Genomic DNA, 21,755 nt, shown 5'->3' with positions numbered 1-21,755 from the left:
TTGCCAGAACTCATCAGGCCAGTGACTGTTCATCCGCCCACTGATTGCGCATGGAATCACTATCTGGACGTCGGCCCAGCCATTTTTCATAGGCTTCAGCCTCAAACTGTACAACGCTACAATTCTCTACCGAGATCAGATGGGCCACTACAGATTGCTGTGGCCTCCACATGATCGATTCACGGTAGGGCAAGGTGCACCAGTCTTCAAAACTGTCATACCAGACCAGTGCAACCGGTTTTTTGCTGGTGCCTGGCGGCATTTGCAAGTAATAGGTTTTTATCGCTGCCTGCGTATCTGTAATAGCCTTCTTGCGACACACCATGAGGTAATTAATCATGGATATCACATCTTGTGGTATCTTTTGCGTGCCTGCTTCCCAGCTACTCCAGGTTCGCACCGGAACGCCACCAATCAGTTCTGCCGCTTCATTATGGCTGAAACGCAGCAAGCTGCGCATAGCCTTCAAACTTACACCATTCATATTTATTCTTTGCCCAAAATTTAATTACTTCTATGAATAGACCTCAGTTCAATTTTTTAAGCGCTTCTTTGACATAACTGGCATTTGGACTATTCGGCGATAACTCCAGAAAGCTGGCATAAGCTTTTTTTGCTTTTTCATTGTCATTCAAAAGCGCCCTGGCATCACCCAGATTTAAATAGGCGATTGAACGAGAAGGATCAATCTGCAAAGTATTCTCAAACCAGCGTGCTGCTTCTGCATATTTTTGCTGTTTGAAGTAAACAAATCCCAGGTTGTTTGCCGCCAGACCAAAGTCAGGCCTGTACTTCAGAGCCTCTGTAAATGCGGCTTCTGCCTGTGCATATTGCTTCTCTTTATACAATTGCAGCCCATGGTCATTGGCTCTTTGTGCCAGCTGTCTTGATGAGCCATCCACCATTTTAGGTGCGGCGATTTTCTGTTCGCCACCAGTCAGGTTTTTGATGACTATCGGTGCATCTGCACCTGCTTTGGCTGCGCCATCCAATTTGTTGTTGAGAGCAATGGCATCAGCAGATAACTGATTGGTTTTTGCATTGAGGAACTCTCCCTCTCCTCTTGTTTCAAAAACAAATTCTCCACCTTCAGAACCTGGCAAGCTGCCAAATGCAGGCGTTTGCTGCGACACACTGGATACGGCGGGCGCAATATAGGCTGCCAACTCTGTCGCGGTAATCATACCATCGCCATTCATGTCGGCCTTGCCACTCAGGGCCTGCAGCAAAGTCCAGGTGAAGACAGAGTGGCCATTAGGTCCACCGTCAGCAACCAGTTGATCAGCACCACCTGCAGTCAGCATTTGGCGACCCAAACGCTTGCCATTTTCACGCAAGAATGCGCTGGTGCCACCACCGCGCGTCAGCCCCAGCCCGCTATAACAGGCATCCATAACAAACAGTATATGTTTGGCATTGAGGCTTTCGGCGATGTTCTGCAAATCTGTCATGGGGATGGCATCGACCGACAATTGCTCAGGGTCAGAATCAACGGGAATGATGTAACCCAGGTTGCGTCCAGAACTCAGCTTCCTGGTTGCTCCGTGACCAGCAAAAAAGACGAAGACCCTGTCATCTTTTTTCAATTGCCCATGTCCCAGTTTTTCATGGAACAAGGCAAGGATATTATTGCGGGTCGCGTCTGCATTGGTCAGCGTCAATACTTTGTCGCCGGCAAAGCCCATACGATTGATCAGGGTGTCGCGGATAGCATTGGCATCTTGCACTGCATATTGCAACTTGGGCCACTTTGCATAGTCGTTGATACCAATGACGATAGCCCAGCTATTTTGATAGTCGGTACTGATACTGACTTTTTCTGGCGTAGGCTTGCCACCCTTGGCAATTTTGAAGTCCGTCCCATCCCATGATGCAAAGCTATAGCCATCAGCAATCAGTTTATCGAGTACCAGCGGCAAGGCCTTAACCGTACGTTCATGGATATCGTGGAAAAGAATAATACCGCGCTGCTCTTTCTCCAAAGTGCCAAGTACACGTCCTGCAATCGAATTAGGTACAGGGTCAGCCCAATCGAGGGAATCAATATTCCACATCACTGAACGCAAGCCCAGCTTTTGCAGGATTTGCATGCCTTCTTTGTTTTTCGCGCCGTAAGGGAAGCGGAACAAAGATGATCGTGCCGGGTCTATGGCCTTCAGCAATTTATCTGTCTGTTCGATTTCGGCATTCAGATTATTGCCGCTTTGCTTGGACAGTAAAGCATGACTAAAGCTATGGTTGGCCAACACATGACCAGCGCTCAACAGCTTCTTGCTGGTTGCTGCATTTTTATTCAGCGATTCCTTGCCCTGCGCATCAATGCTGCCGACGTTCTTGCCAACCTGAAAGAACACGCCTGGCACATTGTATTGCTTGAGTATCGCCGCGATTTCATCGGTGTAAGTAGCATGTGGACCATCGTCAAAGGTCAGCACCACTGTCTTGGCAGGCAGGCCCTGGCCGAAAATTTCTCTATCCTTTTCATCGGCTGCTTCCGGTTTTTCCGGATAAGGCAGGATGAAACCGTAATCCTTGAGGATTTGTTCGCGGTTATGCAGCTTGCGCAGCTTGGCGATGTAGTCATCCCAGCGCTCGCGCTTCAGTTCTATGGAACGCGACTCAAAACGAGAGAAAATTTCTTTGAGTTCTTTGTCGTATTCTTTTTCGATTTCACTGAGTGCATTCAAGTCATCGGTAACGCGTTTGTGTAGCTTAATAGCTGGCAGGGTCTGTTCTGTCGCTATCAGTTTTTGCATCTTGAGCAAAACTTCGCGGAATGCGAGACGATCTGCATCATATAAATCTTCACCTGATTCAATATAGGTCAGGATAGTATCAAAGCTGGATTCTCGTTTTGCATTGCTGAATGATTTCAATTTACTGAAAAAAGTATCCAGGTCATTGAGTCTGACCAGATTTTCATGGAATAAAGCCTGACCTACCCGGTTAGCTTCATTGCGTTCTTTGGCATTGAGCTTTTTCTCATCGGCAAGCAAGATGATAATTTTGCGATAGGCTACCAGCAAGCCATTCAAGTCTTCTGGCAATTTGGCAGGATCAAATGTATCCTTTTGCTCAGACTGAGAAGCTACCGCTTTGCTCTCTGGAGTCTGGTTAGACTTTTGTACAAGGAAATAAGAAGTGACAGCCACGCTGACTACGGCGATGGCAGACAAGATAAGGTTTTTAGGTTTCATCAGAAATAATGCAAGCTGGCAGTTTAGCAATTTACAAACAACCAGATATCATATTGCAAATGCCACACCACATGGGTACTTAAATACGCGCCAACAACTTGGATTGCCGGATTTTTTGTAACTATTCTCCTAGCTTCTTTAAATTTTTTGCAGCTTCGCGCAGGGTCAATCCAGAAAATCTACTCTGGTTCGCTTGTAGAAAACCATGTATGGCCGCAGGTTCATGCCAGGCATAATCACGCAATGCCCAGCCTATGGCTTTACGGATAAAAAACTCTTTTTCATCTGCCAATGCCAGGGCGTAATGAAACAATCTGTCCACATCTGTGAGTTCGCGCCAACCCAATTGATGTAATAGCGCGATACGCCTTACCCAAAAATCAGGGTGTTCAAGCGCTGCGTCCATGCTGATTTGTATTTGCCTGCCTCCAGTCAAATTTTTCCGCAATAAATCACCAATTACGCCTGTCAGCCCATCAACAGTATCCCACCAGGATTTCTGCTGCGCCAACAACAATAGCAACGGTGAATCGTCTGGTCTCAGACTGCGCCAGTGCTTAGCCAGTATATCGATAGCCACATAGTGATACTCACGCTCTTTACATGCCCACAATGCCTGCGCAATAGCCAGCAATTGCGCAGGGTCTGCCGTTTTTAACTCTTGTATGTCTGCTGCGCATGCTTTGCGTCTTTCAGGTGCTGAAATACCCAGAAATTCAAATTGATTTTTCATATACGCACGCATGGCAATAGCACGTTGTGAATCAGCGACTCTTGATAAGGAGAGTTGAAAGTTATCGATTACATTATTCACTTCCATGCTTACGCTATCCTTGTTTCACTCTGCAAAAAAACAAATTTCTTCGAAAAAAATTTAAAAAACCGGCTGATGGAGATCAGCCGGTTTTTTTGATATCCTCTGGATGTCGAAGAGCATGTCAGGCTCCTCAATCCTTTAAACAGGTCGGCGTGGTGATTCAATCACAGCAGGTTTCTGAGATTTGGCAACTTGCATCGCTGTCGCAATCAAGCCACTCATATCGCCCAGATTAGCAGGAACAATAATCGAGTTATTGGTTTTGGCCAAATTGGCAAACGCTGCTACATATTGTTCAGCCACTTTCAAGTTGGCCGCATCAGAACCACCTGGCGATTGTATCGCTGCGGCAGTCTTGCGTATCGCTTCTGCGCTGGCCTCTGCGATCGACAGAATGGCAGCAGCCTGGCCTTGAGCGCGATTGATCGATGCCTGCTTTTCACCTTCAGATTTGGCAATCGACGCTTCACGCTCGCCAGTGGCGATATTAATCTGCTCTTGCTTGCGGCCTTCAGAAGCGGCAATCAGCGCACGTTTTTCACGTTCAGCAGTAATTTGGGCCTGCATCGCATGCAAAATTTCTTTTGGCGGCGTCAAATCCTTGATCTCATAGCGCAAGACCTTGACACCCCAGTTGGCAGCAGATTCATCAATAGCATTAACGATCGTAGTATTGATGTGATCGCGTTCTTCAAAGGTTTTATCCAATTCCATTTTGCCGATGACTGAACGCAAGGTGGTTTGCGCAAGTTGTGTAATCGCTGCTATATAGTTCGAGGAACCATATGAGGCGCGCATGGCATCGGTAATCTGGAAATACAGTATGCCATCCACTTGCAACTGCGTATTGTCCCTGGTGATACAAACTTGCGGCGGCACATCCAGCGGGATTTCTTTCAATATGTGCTTATAAGCGATGCGATCAACAAAAGGCACCACGATATTTAAACCTGGTCCCAGCGTGGCATGATATTTACCCAGACGTTCCACCACCCATGCATGCTGTTGTGGAACGACATTGATGGTTTTGAAGACAAATACCATGGCCAACACCAATAAAACCAGAGCGACGCTACCTATATTTTCCATATGCTTACCTTTATTGTTATTCAGACTGTTTTATATTTATATTAATTTTTTACTACTATGAAGGTTTGACTATCAACCGGCTACCTTGTATTTCTTCAATGACATAAGCACCGGGATAGCCTGCCGAGTGCTGTAATTCAACATCCCACATGGCACCGCGATACATGGTTCTTGCAGAAAACGTGCCATTGCCCAAATCCTTCCATTCATTGACTTGCAAGGTCTGGCCTATATCCATATTCACATTAGGATCGCGGGCAACATTTGCATTTTCTTTCCAGCCATATTTACTTTTGTGCAAAGCCAGGGTTGCGAGTGAGCCAACAACTGCAGCAACGATCATTTGACTCTCTGGACCCAATTGAAAAACAGCAGCCAAAGCACCTGCCACCAGGCCAATTGAAATCATCAGCAAGTAAAACGTACCCGTGAACAATTCAAATATGATGACCAGACCAGCTAGTATCATCCACATCATCCATCCGCTCATTTTTTTATTCTCCTTATTGAATTTTTGTACTGATCAACACTGCTACATTATCATTCTCTACGACAAACTTATATTTTTCATCGGTAATTATCATAGAATTTTACCCACAAAAAAGCCCCCGTTACCTGATGTGGTAATGAGGGCTTTTCCAAGAATTTTGTTGAAGTATTGATTTTCTTTTTCTTAAGTTTCGACATCGGTAGTCTAGTCCTAATTTTAAAAAATACAAGGGGTCACATTCGATTTATGTTGCAACGCACCAACAAGAAAAAACGGGAACCCTTATACAAGGAGTTCCCGCTTTTATATTTTAATTCAGACTACTTATTTTCCGACTGCCGCCAATTTCTGCCAGGTATCAATCACTGAATCAGGGTTCAGGGAAATCGATTCTATTCCCTCCTTCATCAACCATTCAGCAAAGTCAGGATGATCGGACGGTCCCTGACCACAAATGCCGACATACTTGTTGAGTTTGCGGCAAGCAGCGATGGCACGAGACAACAAGGCCCGTACTGCCGGGTCACGTTCATCAAAATCCACTGCCAGCAATTCCATACCAGAATCGCGATCCAGTCCCAGCGTCAACTGAGTCAAGTCATTGGAGCCTATAGAGAAACCGTCAAAGAATTGCAGGAACTCTTCCGCCAGAATTGCATTCGATGGGACTTCACACATCATGATCAGGCGCAAGCCGTTCTCACCACGTTTAAGCCCATTTTTTTCCAGCAGGTTGACGACTTTTTCAGCCTGACCCAAAGTACGTACGAAAGGCACCATGATTTCTACATTGGTCAGGCCCATCTCATTACGTACACGTTTCATGGCCTGGCATTCCATTTCGAATGACTCAGCAAAATCCGGTGCAAGATAACGCGCTGCACCTCGGAAACCCAGCATAGGATTTTCTTCATCCGGTTCGTAACGGGATCCGCCTATGAGCTTCTTGTATTCATTTGATTTGAAGTCAGACAAGCGGACGATGACTTTCTTTGGCCAGAATGCAGCAGCAATGGTCGCAATACCTTCTGCCAGTTTGTCGACATAAAATGCTCTTGGAGACGCGTGACCACGGGCGACAGATTCCACCGCTTTTTTCAAGTCAGCATCAATATTCGGGTATTCCAGAATCGCTTTTGGATGCACGCCAATATTATTGTTGATGATGAATTCCAGACGTGCCAAGCCAACACCTTCATTCGGCACCGACTGGAAGTCAAATGCCAGTTGAGGATTGCCGACATTGAGCATGATCTTTAAAGGCAACTTCGGCAATTCGCCGCGCAGCTCTTCAGTAACCTCAGTTTCCAGCAAACCGTCGTAAATCTTGCCTTCATCACCTTCAGCACAAGACACGGTAACCAGAGTGCCGTCCTTCAGCATGTCAGTAGCATCTTCACAGCCCACTACGGCTGGAACACCCAACTCACGCGCGATGATCGCTGCATGGCAGGTACGACCACCACGGTTGGTGACGATGGCGGCAGCGCGCTTCATGACGGGTTCCCAGTTGGGATCTGTCATGTCGGCAACCAGTACGTCGCCAGGTTGTACTCTTTCCATCTCGGATGGGTCATGAATAACGCGCACACGGCCCGCACCAATTTTTTGGCCGATCGCACGGCCAGAGGCTAATACCGTGCCACTGCCTTTGAGTTTGAAGCGCTGTTGTGCATCGGTCGCTTTTTGCTGGGATTTAACAGTCTCTGGGCGAGCTTGCAGGATATACAGCTTGCCATCACGGCCATCCTTGCCCCATTCAATATCCATTGGGCGACCATAATGCTTCTCGATGATGGTCGCGTACTTGGCCAGTTCCACCACTTCGGTATCATTCAGTGAATAGCGATTACGCAATTCCACGGGCACATCCACCGTTTTGACCGAGCGACCAGCTTTGGCCTCACCAGTAAATTCCATCTTGATGAGTTTGGAGCCAATATTACGACGTATTACTGGCAATTTTCCCAGTTCCAGCATAGGTTTGTGAACATAGAATTCGTCAGGGTTGACCGCACCCTGTACCACCGTCTCGCCCAGGCCATAGCTGGAAGTGATGAAGACTACGTCCTTGAAACCGGATTCTGTATCTATCGTGAACATGACGCCTGCAGCACCCAGGTCAGAACGCACCATACGCTGCACGCCAGCGGACAATGCCACTTCAGCATGGGTAAAGCCTTTATGGACTCGGTAAGAAATAGCTCTGTCGTTATACAGTGAAGCAAATACGTGCTTCATTGCTTCCAGAATATTGTCAATTCCGACAACATTCAAGAAAGTTTCTTGCTGACCGGCGAAAGAGGCATCTGGCAAATCTTCTGCCGTCGCCGAAGAACGCACGGCGAATGACATTTCAGCCGTAGAGTCAGACACCAGCTTGTTGTAGAAATCTTCTATCTCTATCAGCAAGCGTGGCTGGAACGGTGTATCTATGATCCATTGACGGATATCTGCACCGGCTCTTGCCAGTTCCTTGACATCGTCAATGTCAAGATTCTCAAGGCGGTCGGCAATGCGGGTTTCAAGTGGCAAGCCGCCATCGATGCTATGCGTCAGGAAATCACGGAAAGCCTGAGCAGTGGTGGCAAAACCACCAGGAACACGGACGCCAGCTGTGGCCAGTTGGCTGATCATTTCGCCTAAAGAAGCATTTTTTCCGCCGACGGATTCAACATCCGTCATGCGTAAATGCTCAAACGAGGCAACATAAGTTGCTTCGGTAATTGCTGCGTTGGACATAACAACCTCTTTTTGATGGTAAGAAATCTTTGCTGTTTAATGCCGTGCTGCTTCGTATCCCGCTGTTTTTTTGTTATTCTTGAGGCGAGCTACGCTTGACATGCTGTTGCAGCATTTTACATTGTGTCCTGCAAGATTTATCCAAACGGAATAAGAATTTGCAGTCTTTTTTGTTTCTAAGAGTACAAATATATTCCGTCCAGTCTATTGTCATTATTTATATAAAATTATCATGTCAGATACTCCCCAGCAAGCACGGCCTGCAGCGAATCGTACCGTCTTTTTCGTCTCGGATGGCACTGGCATCACTGCAGAAACTTTTGGACATTCGGTTTTGACGCAATTTGACCTCAAATTCAAGCAAATTCGCCTACCCTTTATTGATACGCTGGAAAAGGCCCACGAAGCCGTGCGCAAGATCAATGATGCCTATACAGCAGAAGGCAATCGTCCCATTGTATTTTCTACCCTGGTTAAAACTGATCTGGCTGGTGTTGTATTCAAGTCCAGGGGTTTGCACATGGATTTGATACAAACCTTTGTGTCGCCACTTGAGCAAGAGCTTGGTGTCAAATCCACCCATACCATAGGGCGTAGCCACAATATTACAGATTCTGAAGAGTATAAAAACAGGATAGAAGCCATCAATTTTTCTTTGGCGCATGACGATGGCCAATCCAACAAGAATTTATCGACAGCAGATGTGATATTGGTCGGTGTTTCACGCTCGGGCAAAACCCCAACCACACTGTATCTGGCCATGCAATATGGTATCAAGGCAGCAAACTATCCTTTGATCCCTGATGATTTTGAACGTGGCAAGTTGCCATCAGCTCTACCTGAATTTAAAAGCAAGATTTTTGGACTGAGCATCGCGCCAGAACGCCTGTCGGAAATTCGTAACGAGCGTCGCCCCGGCAGCAAATATGCCTCACTGGAAAACTGTCGCTACGAAGTCAACGAGGCAGAACTGATGATGAAGCGCGAAGGCATACGCTGGCTGTCATCAACCGCAAAATCGATAGAAGAGATTTCGACTACGATTTTGCAGGAAATTAAGTCTGACGTACGGATTTACTGAGCTCTCGTGTTTAACTGCTGCCGCACCTGCTCAAAAAAACAGATGGCAGCACTGGCAGCAACATTCAGTGACTCTATCGCCGCCTGTTGCGGTATGGTCACTGTACTGGTCGCCAAAGACATCAATTCAGGTGCAACACCCTGCCCTTCATGACCAAACAACCAGACTATTTCCTGGCTTAAATCACTTTGATAAATGGTCTGTTTGGTATGCGAACTGGTAGCCAGCACTGGAATCGTGGCTTTATTCAGCAATGCAGGTAGATCGACATTTTCAAAAATATTCAGCAAGAAATGTGCGCCCATTCCAGCTCGCATGACTTTGGGTGACCAGGCAAATGCGGTGCCGGGACTGCAAAACACATTTTGTATGCCCGCAGCCGCTGCGCTTCGCAAGATGGAGCCAAGATTGCCGGGGTCCTGTAAATTATCCAACACTACTGAAGATGCAGCCAGGGCTACAGGGAAATCAGGTGCAGGCGTGGCAATGATGAACATCACACCCACCCCATGCTCAACCTGGCTTAATGTCTTGTACAAAGCGTCCGGCAGGCAAATACATTGCGTCCGGTGTTCCTCACTTTGCGCCAGCACTACGGCCACCTCAGTATGATACAGGCTGCTTTCTGCAACGATGCAATATTCTGGCGCGCCCAGATGTTGAAAATAGGCTTCGCACAGATGCACACCATCGAGCAAGGTACGGCCGGCTTTGCGCCTTGCCTGCGAACTTGTGGCGAGATGCTTGAATTCCTTGTAAAGGGGATTGTCGCGGGAAGTAATCGATTTCATTTATTTGAGTAAGGCTTTCACAGGTGCATAAGATTTTCTGTGTATGGGTGATACACCATGTTCACGCAAGCGTTCCAGGTGCAAGGCTGTAGGGTAGCCCTTATGCTGATCCAGCGCGTATTGAGGATAAGTTTCATGTAACTGCATCAACACATGATCGCGTGCAGTTTTTGCGAGTATGGATGCTGCGGATATTGCCGCCACCTTATCATCACCCTTGACGATAGCTTCTGAAGCAATCGCCATGACCGGGCAACGATTTCCGTCTATTAATGCCAGTGTAGGCTGGACAGACAAGCCTTCGACGGCACGTCGCATAGCCAGCATGGTGGCTTGCAGGATATTGAGCTCATCAATCTCCTGCTCTGAACATTCGGCAATACACCAGGCCAGGGCATTTTCCTTGATCTCTATTGCCAGTTGCTCACGCTTTGCTTCACTTAGTTTTTTTGAATCGCGCAAACCTGCAATCGGGCGATTTGGGTCGAGGATCACAGCTGCAGCGATGACTGGGCCAGCCAATGGCCCCCTGCCCGCTTCATCGACGCCACAAATCACTTCGTTCTCATAGTCAAACAAAGATAAACCAGGTGTCAGATCATGCATGAAAAAAAGCTTTCAGCGCTGCGGGGTCAAGGTAGTAGTGGCAAATTCTTTGTTGGCTCTGCCCTTCTTTCTGGCCGACCAAAACTGGCACAAGCTCATCGTATAGAGCTAACAATTCGTCATCCTGATCGATATCGGTGACCTTGACGGTAAAGCCATATTCAGGACTATAGGCCTGCAGTTGTTCAAGCATATCGTCACAGAGGTGACAATAACTGCGTGAATAGAGTGTAAATTGAATCATCATTCCTGCCTAAAGTGGTTGAGGTCGCTAACATCATGCGTGCATTCTCTATGCCTGCATTATAAGTCGCTAATATCAGAGCAACAAAGTAAAAAAGGCCACCTGAAAAACAGGTGGCCTTCACATCACTTAAAAAACTTATTGATTTGTTGGACGAACTGCCACGAATTTGGAGACGTCACCACGCTTGACCAATAACAAAACAGGTTTCTTTTGATCAACTTTTGCCATGACAGCAGCAAACTCTTTGGCGTCTTTGATATCTGCGTTAAAGATACGTGTAATGATGTCGCCAGCTTGCAGTCCGGCACGTGCGGCGCCCCCTTCTGCGCTTTCCAGTATCACGCCACCGCTGACACGGGCATCACGTTTCTGCACTTCAGTCAGATCCGTAATAGAAAGTCCAAATACATTGGCAGATGGCTCAGGCTTTTGCTTTCCTGTTTTTACCGGGCTTTTTTCTGCATCAGCTTCAGCAACAGTAATGACGATATCCTTGGCGCCACCTTTACGCCAGATGGTCACTGTTGCTTTGCCGCCTGGTTTAATGTCACCAACAACACGGTTCAAATCAACCGCTTTATCAATCACAGTGCCGTTAACCTTTTGAATTACGTCACCCACTTCCACACCCGCTTTTTCAGCAGGAGAACCTGGCATCACGCGCTGTATCAGCGCCCCTTGCGCTTTTGCCAGTCCCAGGCCTTCTGCAACGTCTTTTGGGACATCGATGCGCTCTACACCCAGATAGCCTCGTACCACCTTGCCTGAAGACTTTAACTGATCAACAACACGCATGGCTTCGTCAATCGGAATCGCGAATGAAATACCCATATAGCCACCTGAGCGGCTATAAATTTGCGAGTTCACACCGATTACTTCGCCACGCATGTTGATCAACGGGCCGCCAGAGTTACCTGGGTTGACTGCCACATCCGTTTGTATCAATGGCAGGTAATCGCCAGTATCGCGCGCTTTGGCCGAGATAATACCTGCAGTGACAGTATTGTCGAGATCAAACGGTGAACCAATGGCAATCACCCATTCACCTGCCTTGATTTTGTCAGAATCGCCAACTGTCACACGCGGCAATTTGCTGCCATCAATTTTCAATACTGCAATGTCCGTGCGGCGGTCCGCACCAACAACTTTGGCTTTGAATTCACGCTTATCGGTCAGTTTGACATAGACCTCGGACGCGCCATCTACCACATGCGCATTCGTCAATACATAGCCATCCTGGGAAATAATGAAACCTGAACCCACACCCCGTGAAACTTCCTCTTCTTGCTGCTGAGGTGCCTTACGACCTTTCGGTGTCGGCTGCTGTTTTGGGATGGGCATAGGTGTGCCAAAGAAGCGGCGGAAAAATTCCTGCATCTGCTCATCCTCAGCACTGCCACCACCTTGATTTTGCTGAATTCTTTCCGTGGTTCTGATATTCACTACTGCCGGCCCGGATTTTTCAACCAGCTCAGTAAAATCAGGCAGACCAATTGTGGCTGCAGCTTCAGCCATAGGATTGGCATTGATTGCAGTCGGCGCAATAAAACCCACACAGGCACTCAGGACCAGGGTGGAAGCAATTTTTTCAAAAGGAAAAAGTCTATTCGCTTTCATGGTGTCATTCGCTTATTTAGGTTTAAATTCAATTGAGTTCATTACTTGACGGATAGCGCTGGCAGGTACTTCGCCCACAACGGTCAGCCAGTATTCAGCATGACGCTTGCCCATGATAGTCATGGCGCCCTGCTGCAAACTACCTTCAGTCCGGTTTTCGCTGTCCGGCTCTATAAAAACAGAAATTGCCGCCAAGCCATCGGAGAAAATCATTTGCACTACCTGATGTGATTTGATCGCTGTACCGTCGCTATTTTTTGCATTTCCTGCAGCAGGAATCAGTCGCTTCATTTCACGGGTTTTTTTGAACCCGGCTGGCAGAGACTTCACAACCCAACCGGAGTTAATATTGGATTGCACCGTCAAATTTTCAACCTGCCACTGTGCAGTATTTTGAAAAGTAGGTTTTACTCTCTGCTTGTCTATATCCCCAATAGTCAATTGAGTGAAGGCAATTTGTTCTATCACTTCATTTTTGGTATTAACGGTTTGCGCTCGCAAGAGCAAGCCAGAATTTTTTTCTACGCAAAGACGGTAGCCATAGCGGAAACCATCCCGTGGATCAAGTGAATATGTCTGACAATCGATACCAGCAACGCGACTCAGCTCAGCCTTTTTTATTGCGTAAAAATCTGGGAGGGATTGCGCATTTGAGGTTAGCAAGGCCGGGAATACTTCTTGTGTAGCATTTTTTTCTACCTGCAAGGTTTTGCTTTCAGGCAGGTAGCAGGTTACTTCTTCGTTTTTTCGCAAGTATTCTCTTGGTTGCCCATCAAGGATTTCCAGTTTTTCCAGCTCATTGTTACCATCGAGAACGTGAGTAATTCTGGAAGTCCTTATTTGACTCGCCTGTTGATAAACAAAAGTGCCTGAATAATTCAGTCTTTGTGCCGAAGTTTGCATTTTGCGCAATATATTATGCACTTCACGCTTGTCGTCTATCGCCTCTTGCGCCATTGCTGGTGACAACAAACCCAGCAGGCAGGTAATGCAAGCCAATACGATGTCAAAACGCCATACGCACATCATATTTATTTTTCCGAAGCAGATGAAACGGCGTTAGCGTGCGTAACGTACTGCGCTCCGTTATTGATGGCAGGGGAAAAACGTTGATGCGCCAACAGATAGCTGTCAATTCGCGGATCACGCAGCATATCAATTTCGACTGGCTTTTTATCGCTACCGTCAATACTTTGAGGGGATTGCGTGACAGCTTCCTTCACTGCCAGTGTATTGACCCCTGGCTTCTCAGCGTGCTTGGCCAACTGCACATTGCCTGCAACTGGAGCTTTACTAATAATTTGGCTCGCCGCATCAGGTGAAGCTTGGAAAGACTGAATTTGAGGGATCATGACAAAGGCGAATACTGCTGCTGCGGCCATGCTCGCTACGGCTGCATAAGTGCCCAGAAATTTCTGCTTTTTATGGCTACCTTGATCATTCTGGCCATTGTTTTTTTGCATGGCAGTGGGTGCCAAGATAACCGGCTCGGCATCGAGTCTTTCTGAAAACCGCTTGGAAAAATCAGCACTAAATGTAATAGCTAATTCTTCTGAACGGAGCACATCGCCAATCTGGTGATAAATTTCCCATGCATCCTTGCTGTCCGCTTCGTTTAAACTCGCAAGCAAAGAATCCAATTGAGCATCACTCATTTCACCATCTGCCATGGCTGAGATGCTCTCGTGTTGGTTTGTGCTTTTGTTCATAATTTTCACCTTTTTACTACTATTTTTTGAATTCGCTTGTGCTGCGTTTTTGTAAGGTATCGCCTGTTACCAACGTTGTTCCAGTGTTGTACCCAACAAGGGGCGCAATTTTTCAGCTATTGCTTCACGCGCCCTGAATATTCTGCTTCTCACAGTCCCTATGGGACATAGCATGACTTCTGCAATTTCATCGTAGCTCAAACCTTCAATCTCTCGAAGAGTGATTGCATTCCGCAACTCCTCCGGCAAAGTCGACATGGCTGAATTTACAGTTTCTGCTATTTGCTTACTTGCCAGCAAAGACTCTGGTGTGTTGATATCTCTTAATCCATCCGCGTCTACAAATGACTCCGCTTCGTCCACATCTGCTTCTGTCGATGTCGGTGCCCGGCGTCCTTGAGTAACCAGGTGGTTTTTCGCTGTATTTACGCCGATACGATATAACCAGGTATAAAAAGCAGATTCGCCACGAAAATTCGGTAATGCCCTATAAGCTTTGATAAATGCTTCCTGCACTACGTCTTCCGCTTCTGCGTGGTCATAGACGAGCCGGGACACGAGCCGCATCAGTTTCCTTTGATATTTGGAAACCAGAAGCTCGAATGCTTTTTTGTCACCACGCTGGACGCGTTCAACCAATAGCTGATCAATTTCGCGTTCTGTCGTCACTCATTCATTCCTAAATTTGCATGAGAACAGAGATGTCCGTTCCAAATGCATGTTATTACCATCAACATACGCGATTTATAGAGCGTCAGAGTCCGCCAGTGTATTAAAAGTTCCTTCGCAGAAGTAACATTTCATTTCAGGCTAACCAGGACGTACTGACACATCCTTTAGTTTTAAAAATTTATCACACGCTTGAATGCTTGCTTATCCAGATCAAGTTCACCCGTAATGCCCGGAATGCGGCAGGACTCAATGAATCTGGCAGTATAAGCAACTTATGTTCCTTACCGGCTTCATCCACTAAAAAAATTGATAAAAAGTATGGCCAGATGCGACTTTTGTGACTTATATGCACTACCAAGCCCGTCCGCTGCAACTCTTTCTGCTGCCCTATGTGCAGAATCATTTCACCAGTTGCAGAAATACTTAATTGCCGACTTTGCTGAATGCGCCGCCAATAAATGAAGGCAAAGTAGGCACTACTGCACAACGAACAGAAAAGAATCGCACAAAGCATAGTGACAGGCAGGTCTCTGCCCGCCAATAAAAGCAAAAAACTGAGATGCACCAGTATCAGCATGCAAAAGCACGCCAACAACAATTGGCGGGAAGCGCGGGTAACAATATGCAATGCTATGGTCATGGTAAAAAAAATGGCACTTCATTTCGCTTGAAATGAAGTGCCAAGGCTACTTTTAAAAAAATCAGACTTTTGCAAATATCAACGTGCCGTTCGTTCCGCCAAAGCCGAAAGAATTTTTCATCGCATAATCTATGCGCATATCACGTGCAACGTTTGCACAGTAATCGAGATCACATTCTGGATCCTGATTAACGATATTCATGGTTGGAGGTGAGACCTGGTTGTGCAGTGCAAGAACGGTAAACAATGATTCAAGACCGCCAGCTCCACCTAGCAAATGTCCAGTCATCGATTTGGTCGAATTCACAGTCATTTTATATGCATGGTCAGCAAAAGTTGCCTTGATCGCATCTGTCTCGTTCTTGTCACCTATCGATGTAGAGGTACCGTGCGCATTCAGATAGCTGATTTGCTCAAGATTGATCTCGGCATCCTTCATGGCGTTGATCATACTACGACGCGGGCCATCCATGGTAGGTGTGGTGATGTGATAAGCGTCACCACTCATGCCGAAACCGATGACTTCAGCATAAATTTTGGCTCCACGCGCTTTGGCATGTTCATATTCTTCCAGCACCATGACACCAGCGCCTTCACCTAACACAAAACCATCACGGTCTTTATCCCAAGGGCGAGAGGCCGTAGAGGGGTCATCGTTTCTGGTGGAGAGTGCTCTTGCCGAAGCAAAGCCACCCAAGCCCAGAGGAGAAATCGTTGACTCGGCACCACCAGCAATCATCACATCAGCATCGCCGTACTCAATCATTCGAGCAGCCGAACCTATGCAATGCAGGCCGGTAGTACAAGCAGTTACTATCGCAAGATTTGGCCCTTTCAAACCGTACTTGATCGACAGATTACCCGAGATCATATTGATGATAGAAGCAGGCACAAAGAAAGGACTGATGCGACGTGGGCCACGTGCCATCAGAGTCTCCTTGGTTTCCTCTATCAAAGGCAGACCACCAATGCCTGATCCGACGATGACGCCAATACGCTCGGCATTTTCTTCGGTGACAGTGATGCCGCAGTCTTGAAACGCCTGTATCCCTGCGGCTATGCCGAAGTGGATAAAGGTGTCCATATTGCGCGCTTCTTTTGCCGGGATATATTCCTCAACATTGAAGCCTTTCACCTCGCCTGCAAAATGCGTGGTAAATGGTGTTGCATCAAATTTGGTAATCGTTGCAATTCCGGATTTGCCTGAAGTAATGGCACCCCAAGCATCTGCAACTGTATTGCCCACTGGCGAAATACAACCGAGCCCGGTTACAACGACTCGACGTTTAAGCGAACGACTCAAGCGTTTCTCCTGAATTTGAAAAAATTCGACTGATTAAGCCTTCAGATGGGCTTTAGCGTAGTCAATCGCTTGTTGAACAGTAGTGATTTTCTCTGCTTGTTCGTCAGGAATTTCCATTTCGAATTCGTCTTCGAGTGCCATCACCAATTCAACTGTGTCCAAAGAATCTGCACCCAAATCATCTACGAAAGAAGATTCGATTTTGATGTCAGCTTCAGCGACGCCCAGTTGTTCAGCGACGATTTTCTTAACGCGTTGTTCGATATCGGACATGTGTGTCTCCAGTGAAAAAATCAAAAAAATAAGGGCCTACAGAAAGTGCGCGCATTTTAGCAGGTTTGTGAGCAAAAAAAGCAAGCCTCTGATTTTCAGCAATAACTCCTGTCATTTTCCTCGAAATTACTGATAAAAACCAAAAAAACGAATTAGCCCAGATACATGCCGCCATTCACATGAAGGGTAGTACCAGTAATATATCCTGCATCAGGCGATGCTAAAAACACGGTTGCAGCTGCAATATCTTCCGGCCTGCCAAGTTTGGCAAGTGGAATTTGCTGCAAAATTGCTGCTTTTTGTTCATCACTCAAGGCTCTGGTCATATCCGTATCGATAAAACCGGGGGCAATGCAGTTGACCGTAATATTGCGACTGCCTATTTCCCTAGCCAATGCACGACTCATGCCAGCCACACCAGCTTTTGCAGCAGCATAGTTCATTTGTCCGGGATTGCCAGAAGAACCCACTACCGAGGTAATACTAATGATACGACCATGCTTGGCCTTCATCATGCCACGCAGCACCGCGCGCGATAAACGCGCGACTGAAGTCAGGTTGGTAGAGATAACACTATCCCATTCCTCTTCCTTCATACGCATGGCCAGTTGATCCTGGGTAATACCGGCGTTATTGACCAGAATCGACAGGCCGCCAAATTCTTTCTGAATTTCATCGACCAGGCTAGAAGTACGCTCTACGTCATTGACATTGAAAGCCACACCCTTGCCAGAACCTGGCGCCAGCTCTTCCAGGTACGCAGTAATTGCCGCTGCACCAGATTCTGTCGTGGCCGTGCCGATGACTTTAGCACCAGCCTTAGCCAGGCCAATGGCAATAGCCTTACCAATACCGCGTGAAGCGCCGGTAACCAGTGCTACTTGATTTTCTAATTGTTGAGTCATTTCAATAGTTCCAATACTTTTTCCAAACTTGCCTGATCAAATACAGTGTCACCCACCAATTCGGCCTGAATACGCTTGGTCAGACCAGTCAAGACCTTGCCTGGGCCGCATTCAATCACATGCGTAATTCCATCAGCATGCATTTTATTGATAGTCTCAACCCAGCGCACCGGACTAGCCGCCTGTCGGACCAGTGCATCCTTGATGGACGCGACATCATTCGCAACAGCAACATCAACATTATTAATTAATGGAATCGTTGGTTCAGAAAATGGTATAGCAGCCAGATATTTACGCAACCTGTCCGAAGCAGGCTTGAGCAAGGATGAATGGAAAGGCGCAGAAACCGGCAAAGGCAAAGCGCGCTTGGCACCTTTAGCTTTGGCGATCTCGCAAGCGCGTTCTACTGCAGCTTTGCTGCCAGCAATGACGACTTGAGCCGGCGCATTAAAGTTAACCGCTTCCACAATTTCACCAGGCTCTGCAATCATTGCCTCAGCACATGCCGCCTGCACATCCTCATCAGACAAACCAAGAATGGCAGCCATACCACCCTGCCCGACAGGCACGGCTTCTTGCATAGCCTGCGCTCGAAAACGCACCATGGGTACCGCATCCCTGAAGGCAATAACGCCCGCTGCAACCAGGGCGGAATACTCACCCAGACTGTGTCCAGCCACCAACTTGGGTGCAGGGCCACCAGCAGCCATCCAGGCACGATAGCAAGCCACGGCTGCTGTCAACATGACAGGCTGGGTATTGGTGGTCAGATCCAATGCTTCTTTTGGACCTTCATTAATCATCTTGCCCAAATCCAGCTGCAATGCGTCGGATGCTTCAGCAATGGTTTGCTGCACGGCAGGATTATCGGCAAAGCCATTCAACATGCCTATCGCCTGCGAACCCTGCCCAGGGAATACAAATGCAAATTGCGTCATTTCTTATCTCAAATGTTTATTATTGATTGTCTATTTCTTTTTGCCAAACCACTTACATCTTGACGATGGCGGCACCCCAGGTAAAGCCGCCGCCCACACCTTCCAGCATCACTGTATGACCGGGCTTGACCCGGCCATCACGCACCGCCAGATCCAGTGCAAGTGGTATAGATGCAGCAGAGGTATTGCCATGTTGATCCACAGTAACCACTACCCTATCCATAGGCATGCGCATTTTTTTGGCGGTGCTTTGCATGATGCGTATGTTCGCCTGGTGCGGTATCAACCAGTCGATCTGATCTGTAGTCAGACCGGCGATTTCCAGCGCTTCATTTGCGACCTTTTCAAGTAAATTGACCGCCAGCTTGAACACAGCCTGGCCATCCATATACAAAAATGCACTGCCTTCAACCACACCACTCTGGACATTGCCGGGCACGCATAAAATATTGGCATAGCTGCCATCCGCATGCAATTTGGTCGCCAGAACACCGGGCTCTTCTGAATGGGACATGACGATCGCGCCAGCACCATCACCAAACAGTACGCAGGTAGTGCGGTCCTCAAAATTGAGAATTCGGGAAAATACCTCAGCACCAATCACCAGCACATTTTTATGATTACCCGCCTTGATCATGCTATCGGCAATAGACATGGCATACATGAAACCACTGCACACTGCCTGCACATCAACTGCTGCCCCACCATTTGTGATGCCTAGCTTGTTTTGTACTACGCATGCAGTACTGGGAAAGCCGCCGAGAAAATCAGGGGTTGAAGTTGCCAGTACGATTAAATCAATGTCGTTGGCCTGCATCTTTGCGGCGTCCAGCGCACGCTTTGCAGCCTCCACGGCCATGTCACTGGTTGCAACGTTAGGTTCGGCATAATGGCGGTAGGATATTCCACTGCGGGAAAATATCCATTCATCCGAGGTTTCGATTCCCTTCGCTGCCAGTTGATCCGTTAATTCCTGATTACTTACTTTTTTGGGAGGCAAGTAACTGCCTGTACCCATAATTTTGCTATAGAAAGTCATGCGGTTTTCTGTACCAAGAGTTCATTATTGTCTTTAGCAACCATCTCAACAGATGCTTCAACATCTGCCATCGGCATCAATTTTGCCATTGAAGTTGCAATGCGTGACAATACATCATTTTTAGCGGCATCAAATGCACGCTGTATTGCCCACTCATAACTATATTTATCCGCGCTGCCATGGCTTTTAAACACAAGACCACGCAAGCCGAGCAAACTGCCGCCATTGTAGTTGGATGGGTTCATGGTACGTGAGATGGATTTCAGGGCGCCGCGGGCAAAAATGGCACCCAACATATTCAGCGGATTACTCTTGAAAGCTGCTGTCAGTGTGATTTTTACAAAACGGCCCATGCCCTCAGCTGCCTTCAGGGTGACATTACCGACAAAGCCATCACAAACGACGATATCAGTCGTACCTTCGAAAATATCATTGCCTTCAACATTGCCATAGAAATTCAGCAAACCACGCTCATGATCTGCTCGTAGCAATTGAGCGGTCTTCTTGACGACGTCATTACCCTTGATATCTTCTTCCCCCACGTTCAACAAGCCTATACTCGGCCTGTCTTTGCCTTCCAGTGCAGAAACCAGGGCCGAGCCCATGATGGCGAATTGATGCAAATGCAAAGGTTCGCAATCCACATTCGCTCCCAAGTCCAGCATGTAAGTAGGGAGATTTTTTTGATTTGGCAAAATGCTGCAAATAGCTGGCCTATCAACGCCTTGCATGGTTTTTAGCACATAACGGGAGACTGCCATCAAAGCACCGGTATTGCCAGCAGAAACGCAGGCCTGGGCCGTACCTTCCTTAACCTGATTAATGGCAACGCGCATGGAGGAATCCTTCTTGCGACGCAAGGCGACTTCGATGGGGTCGTCCATCTCCACTACTTCTGTGGCATTGATAATTTTCAAGCGTGTATGGTTGCTGGCATTGTGCTTCTTCAGTTCAGCCTGAAGAATGGATTCAGATCCCACCAGGAGAAATTCGACATCAGGTTCGCGATTGGCAAAAGCAACTGCTGCTGCCACTGTAACTGCCGGGCCATGATCCCCGCCCATGCAGTCTATGGAAATTTTAATTGTCATGTAGTGATACGAAACTTCAATCCGAAACAGCTAGTGTATCAAACCGGAACAGCATTCATTCCGAATTAATTTTTCAAAAGCAGGATTATCTCAAAAATTCAAAGACTCACCGATACAATTCAATCAAAAAACTGGTTAAGTGCTCTATCAAACTCTCGCGCTCAAATAAGTTAGCCAAATTTGAGTAGGTAAACGCAAAAAAACGGCGACAAGTCCGGGACTCGTTACGCCGTTTTCTTTACCATGAACAGGGATTACTCGTCGTTCTTGGTTTTCAATACTTTACGACCACGGTAAAAGCCGTTTGGGCTAATGTGGTGACGCAGATGTGTTTCACCAGTTGTTGGCTCGATACCCAGTTGTGGTGCAACCAGGAAATCGTGGGAACGGTGCATGCCACGCTTGGATGGGGATTTTTTATTTTGCTGAACTGCCATGATAACTCCTAATACTTCAAAAAATGTTTCTAAAATTTAACACGCCTGGTTGAAGAATGCGAACATCGCCA

The 21,755-nt window shown here is 47.2% G+C and carries 22 protein-coding genes; 1 reads left to right on the top strand and 21 read right to left on the bottom strand.

Annotated features, from left to right (window positions below; genetic code table 11):
• Window positions 1-13: 13 nt before the first annotated feature.
• The 6 genes from H8L47_RS00960 to ppsA form a co-directional block, all read right to left on the bottom strand.
• On the bottom strand, window positions 14-484 hold the full coding sequence (locus tag H8L47_RS00960) for an Aca2/YdiL-like domain-containing protein (RefSeq protein ID WP_186951371.1): 471 nt from the start codon (window positions 482-484) through the stop codon (window positions 14-16).
• A 43-nt stretch (window positions 485-527) separates the two neighbouring features.
• Entirely contained in the window at window positions 528-3,197 is a 2,670-nt protein-coding gene (locus H8L47_RS00955) for a polysaccharide deacetylase family protein (RefSeq protein ID WP_186951370.1), read from the bottom strand.
• Between the two features lie 121 nt (window positions 3,198-3,318).
• Window positions 3,319-4,017 carry a DNA alkylation repair protein gene (locus H8L47_RS00950; protein ID WP_186951369.1) on the bottom strand — a complete coding sequence of 233 codons (699 nt, stop codon included), beginning with the start codon at window positions 4,015-4,017 and terminating at the stop codon, window positions 3,319-3,321.
• 135 nt (window positions 4,018-4,152) lie between these two features.
• Entirely contained in the window at window positions 4,153-5,103 is a 951-nt protein-coding gene (locus tag H8L47_RS00945; protein WP_186951368.1) for an SPFH domain-containing protein, read from the bottom strand.
• Window positions 5,104-5,158: 55 nt separating this feature from the next.
• On the bottom strand, window positions 5,159-5,593 hold the full coding sequence (locus H8L47_RS00940; RefSeq protein ID WP_186951367.1) for an NfeD family protein: 435 nt from the start codon (window positions 5,591-5,593) through the stop codon (window positions 5,159-5,161).
• A 324-nt stretch (window positions 5,594-5,917) separates the two neighbouring features.
• Window positions 5,918-8,335 carry a phosphoenolpyruvate synthase gene (ppsA, locus tag H8L47_RS00935; RefSeq protein WP_186951366.1) on the bottom strand — a complete coding sequence of 806 codons (2,418 nt, stop codon included), beginning with the start codon at window positions 8,333-8,335 and terminating at the stop codon, window positions 5,918-5,920.
• 232 nt (window positions 8,336-8,567) lie between these two features.
• On the opposite strand from ppsA, the gene ppsR reads away from it, so the two are divergent.
• Window positions 8,568-9,416, top strand: coding sequence for a posphoenolpyruvate synthetase regulatory kinase/phosphorylase PpsR (gene ppsR / locus H8L47_RS00930; RefSeq protein WP_186951365.1), 849 nt, complete (start codon window positions 8,568-8,570; stop codon window positions 9,414-9,416).
• Here ppsR and H8L47_RS00925 read toward each other — a convergent pair.
• The 15 genes from H8L47_RS00925 to rpmF form a co-directional block, all read right to left on the bottom strand.
• Window positions 9,410-10,207 carry a TrmH family RNA methyltransferase gene (locus tag H8L47_RS00925; protein WP_186951364.1) on the bottom strand — a complete coding sequence of 266 codons (798 nt, stop codon included), beginning with the start codon at window positions 10,205-10,207 and terminating at the stop codon, window positions 9,410-9,412. The two genes, ppsR and H8L47_RS00925, sit on opposite strands and share 7 nt — an antisense overlap.
• Window positions 10,208-10,813 (bottom strand): ribonuclease HII, encoded by a 606-nt coding sequence (gene rnhB / locus H8L47_RS00920; protein ID WP_186951363.1) that lies wholly within the window; start codon window positions 10,811-10,813, stop codon window positions 10,208-10,210.
• The gene (locus tag H8L47_RS00915; protein ID WP_186951362.1) at window positions 10,806-11,057 is read right to left on the bottom strand and encodes a glutaredoxin family protein; all 252 of its coding nucleotides are present in this window, start codon (window positions 11,055-11,057) and stop codon (window positions 10,806-10,808) included. Before H8L47_RS00915 ends, rnhB begins: the two co-directional genes overlap by 8 nt.
• 138 nt (window positions 11,058-11,195) lie before the next feature.
• A complete protein-coding gene (locus H8L47_RS00910; protein ID WP_186951361.1) occupies window positions 11,196-12,677 on the bottom strand; it encodes a DegQ family serine endoprotease in 1,482 nt (493 codons plus the stop codon).
• Window positions 12,678-12,689: 12 nt separating this feature from the next.
• Window positions 12,690-13,634: a MucB/RseB C-terminal domain-containing protein gene (locus H8L47_RS00905; RefSeq protein ID WP_230413534.1), complete on the bottom strand. Its 945-nt coding sequence runs from the start codon at window positions 13,632-13,634 to the stop codon at window positions 12,690-12,692.
• Window positions 13,635-13,708: 74 nt separating this feature from the next.
• Window positions 13,709-14,386: a sigma-E factor negative regulatory protein gene (locus H8L47_RS00900; RefSeq protein ID WP_186951359.1), complete on the bottom strand. Its 678-nt coding sequence runs from the start codon at window positions 14,384-14,386 to the stop codon at window positions 13,709-13,711.
• Between the two features lie 66 nt (window positions 14,387-14,452).
• Window positions 14,453-15,055 carry an RNA polymerase sigma factor RpoE gene (rpoE, locus tag H8L47_RS00895; protein ID WP_110253553.1) on the bottom strand — a complete coding sequence of 201 codons (603 nt, stop codon included), beginning with the start codon at window positions 15,053-15,055 and terminating at the stop codon, window positions 14,453-14,455.
• A gap of 184 nt (window positions 15,056-15,239) precedes the next feature.
• Window positions 15,240-15,698 (bottom strand): protein YgfX, encoded by a 459-nt coding sequence (locus H8L47_RS00890; protein ID WP_186951358.1) that lies wholly within the window; start codon window positions 15,696-15,698, stop codon window positions 15,240-15,242.
• 61 nt (window positions 15,699-15,759) lie between these two features.
• On the bottom strand, window positions 15,760-17,001 hold the full coding sequence (gene fabF / locus H8L47_RS00885) for a beta-ketoacyl-ACP synthase II (protein WP_186951357.1): 1,242 nt from the start codon (window positions 16,999-17,001) through the stop codon (window positions 15,760-15,762).
• A gap of 33 nt (window positions 17,002-17,034) precedes the next feature.
• Entirely contained in the window at window positions 17,035-17,274 is a 240-nt protein-coding gene (gene acpP / locus H8L47_RS00880; protein WP_110253556.1) for an acyl carrier protein, read from the bottom strand.
• Between the two features lie 152 nt (window positions 17,275-17,426).
• Window positions 17,427-18,179 (bottom strand): 3-oxoacyl-ACP reductase FabG, encoded by a 753-nt coding sequence (gene fabG / locus H8L47_RS00875; protein ID WP_186951356.1) that lies wholly within the window; start codon window positions 18,177-18,179, stop codon window positions 17,427-17,429.
• Window positions 18,176-19,117, bottom strand: coding sequence for an ACP S-malonyltransferase (fabD, locus tag H8L47_RS00870; protein ID WP_186951355.1), 942 nt, complete (start codon window positions 19,115-19,117; stop codon window positions 18,176-18,178). The genes fabG and fabD overlap by 4 nt, the downstream gene beginning before the upstream one ends.
• Before the next feature lie 52 nt (window positions 19,118-19,169).
• Window positions 19,170-20,156 (bottom strand): beta-ketoacyl-ACP synthase III, encoded by a 987-nt coding sequence (locus H8L47_RS00865; RefSeq protein WP_186951354.1) that lies wholly within the window; start codon window positions 20,154-20,156, stop codon window positions 19,170-19,172.
• Window positions 20,153-21,247, bottom strand: coding sequence for a phosphate acyltransferase PlsX (gene plsX, locus H8L47_RS00860; protein ID WP_186951353.1), 1,095 nt, complete (start codon window positions 21,245-21,247; stop codon window positions 20,153-20,155). Before plsX ends, H8L47_RS00865 begins: the two co-directional genes overlap by 4 nt.
• Window positions 21,248-21,501: 254 nt before the next feature.
• Entirely contained in the window at window positions 21,502-21,684 is a 183-nt protein-coding gene (gene rpmF, locus H8L47_RS00855; protein WP_008449924.1) for a 50S ribosomal protein L32, read from the bottom strand.
• Between the last annotated feature and the right edge of the window lie 71 nt (window positions 21,685-21,755).

Origin of the sequence: Undibacterium umbellatum, from assembly GCF_014284125.1 — a bacterium.
Classification (GTDB): Bacteria; Pseudomonadota; Gammaproteobacteria; order Burkholderiales; family Burkholderiaceae_D; genus Undibacterium; species Undibacterium umbellatum.
Note: the sequence above shows the minus strand (reverse complement) of the source record. Positions and strands in the feature narration are given on the sequence as shown.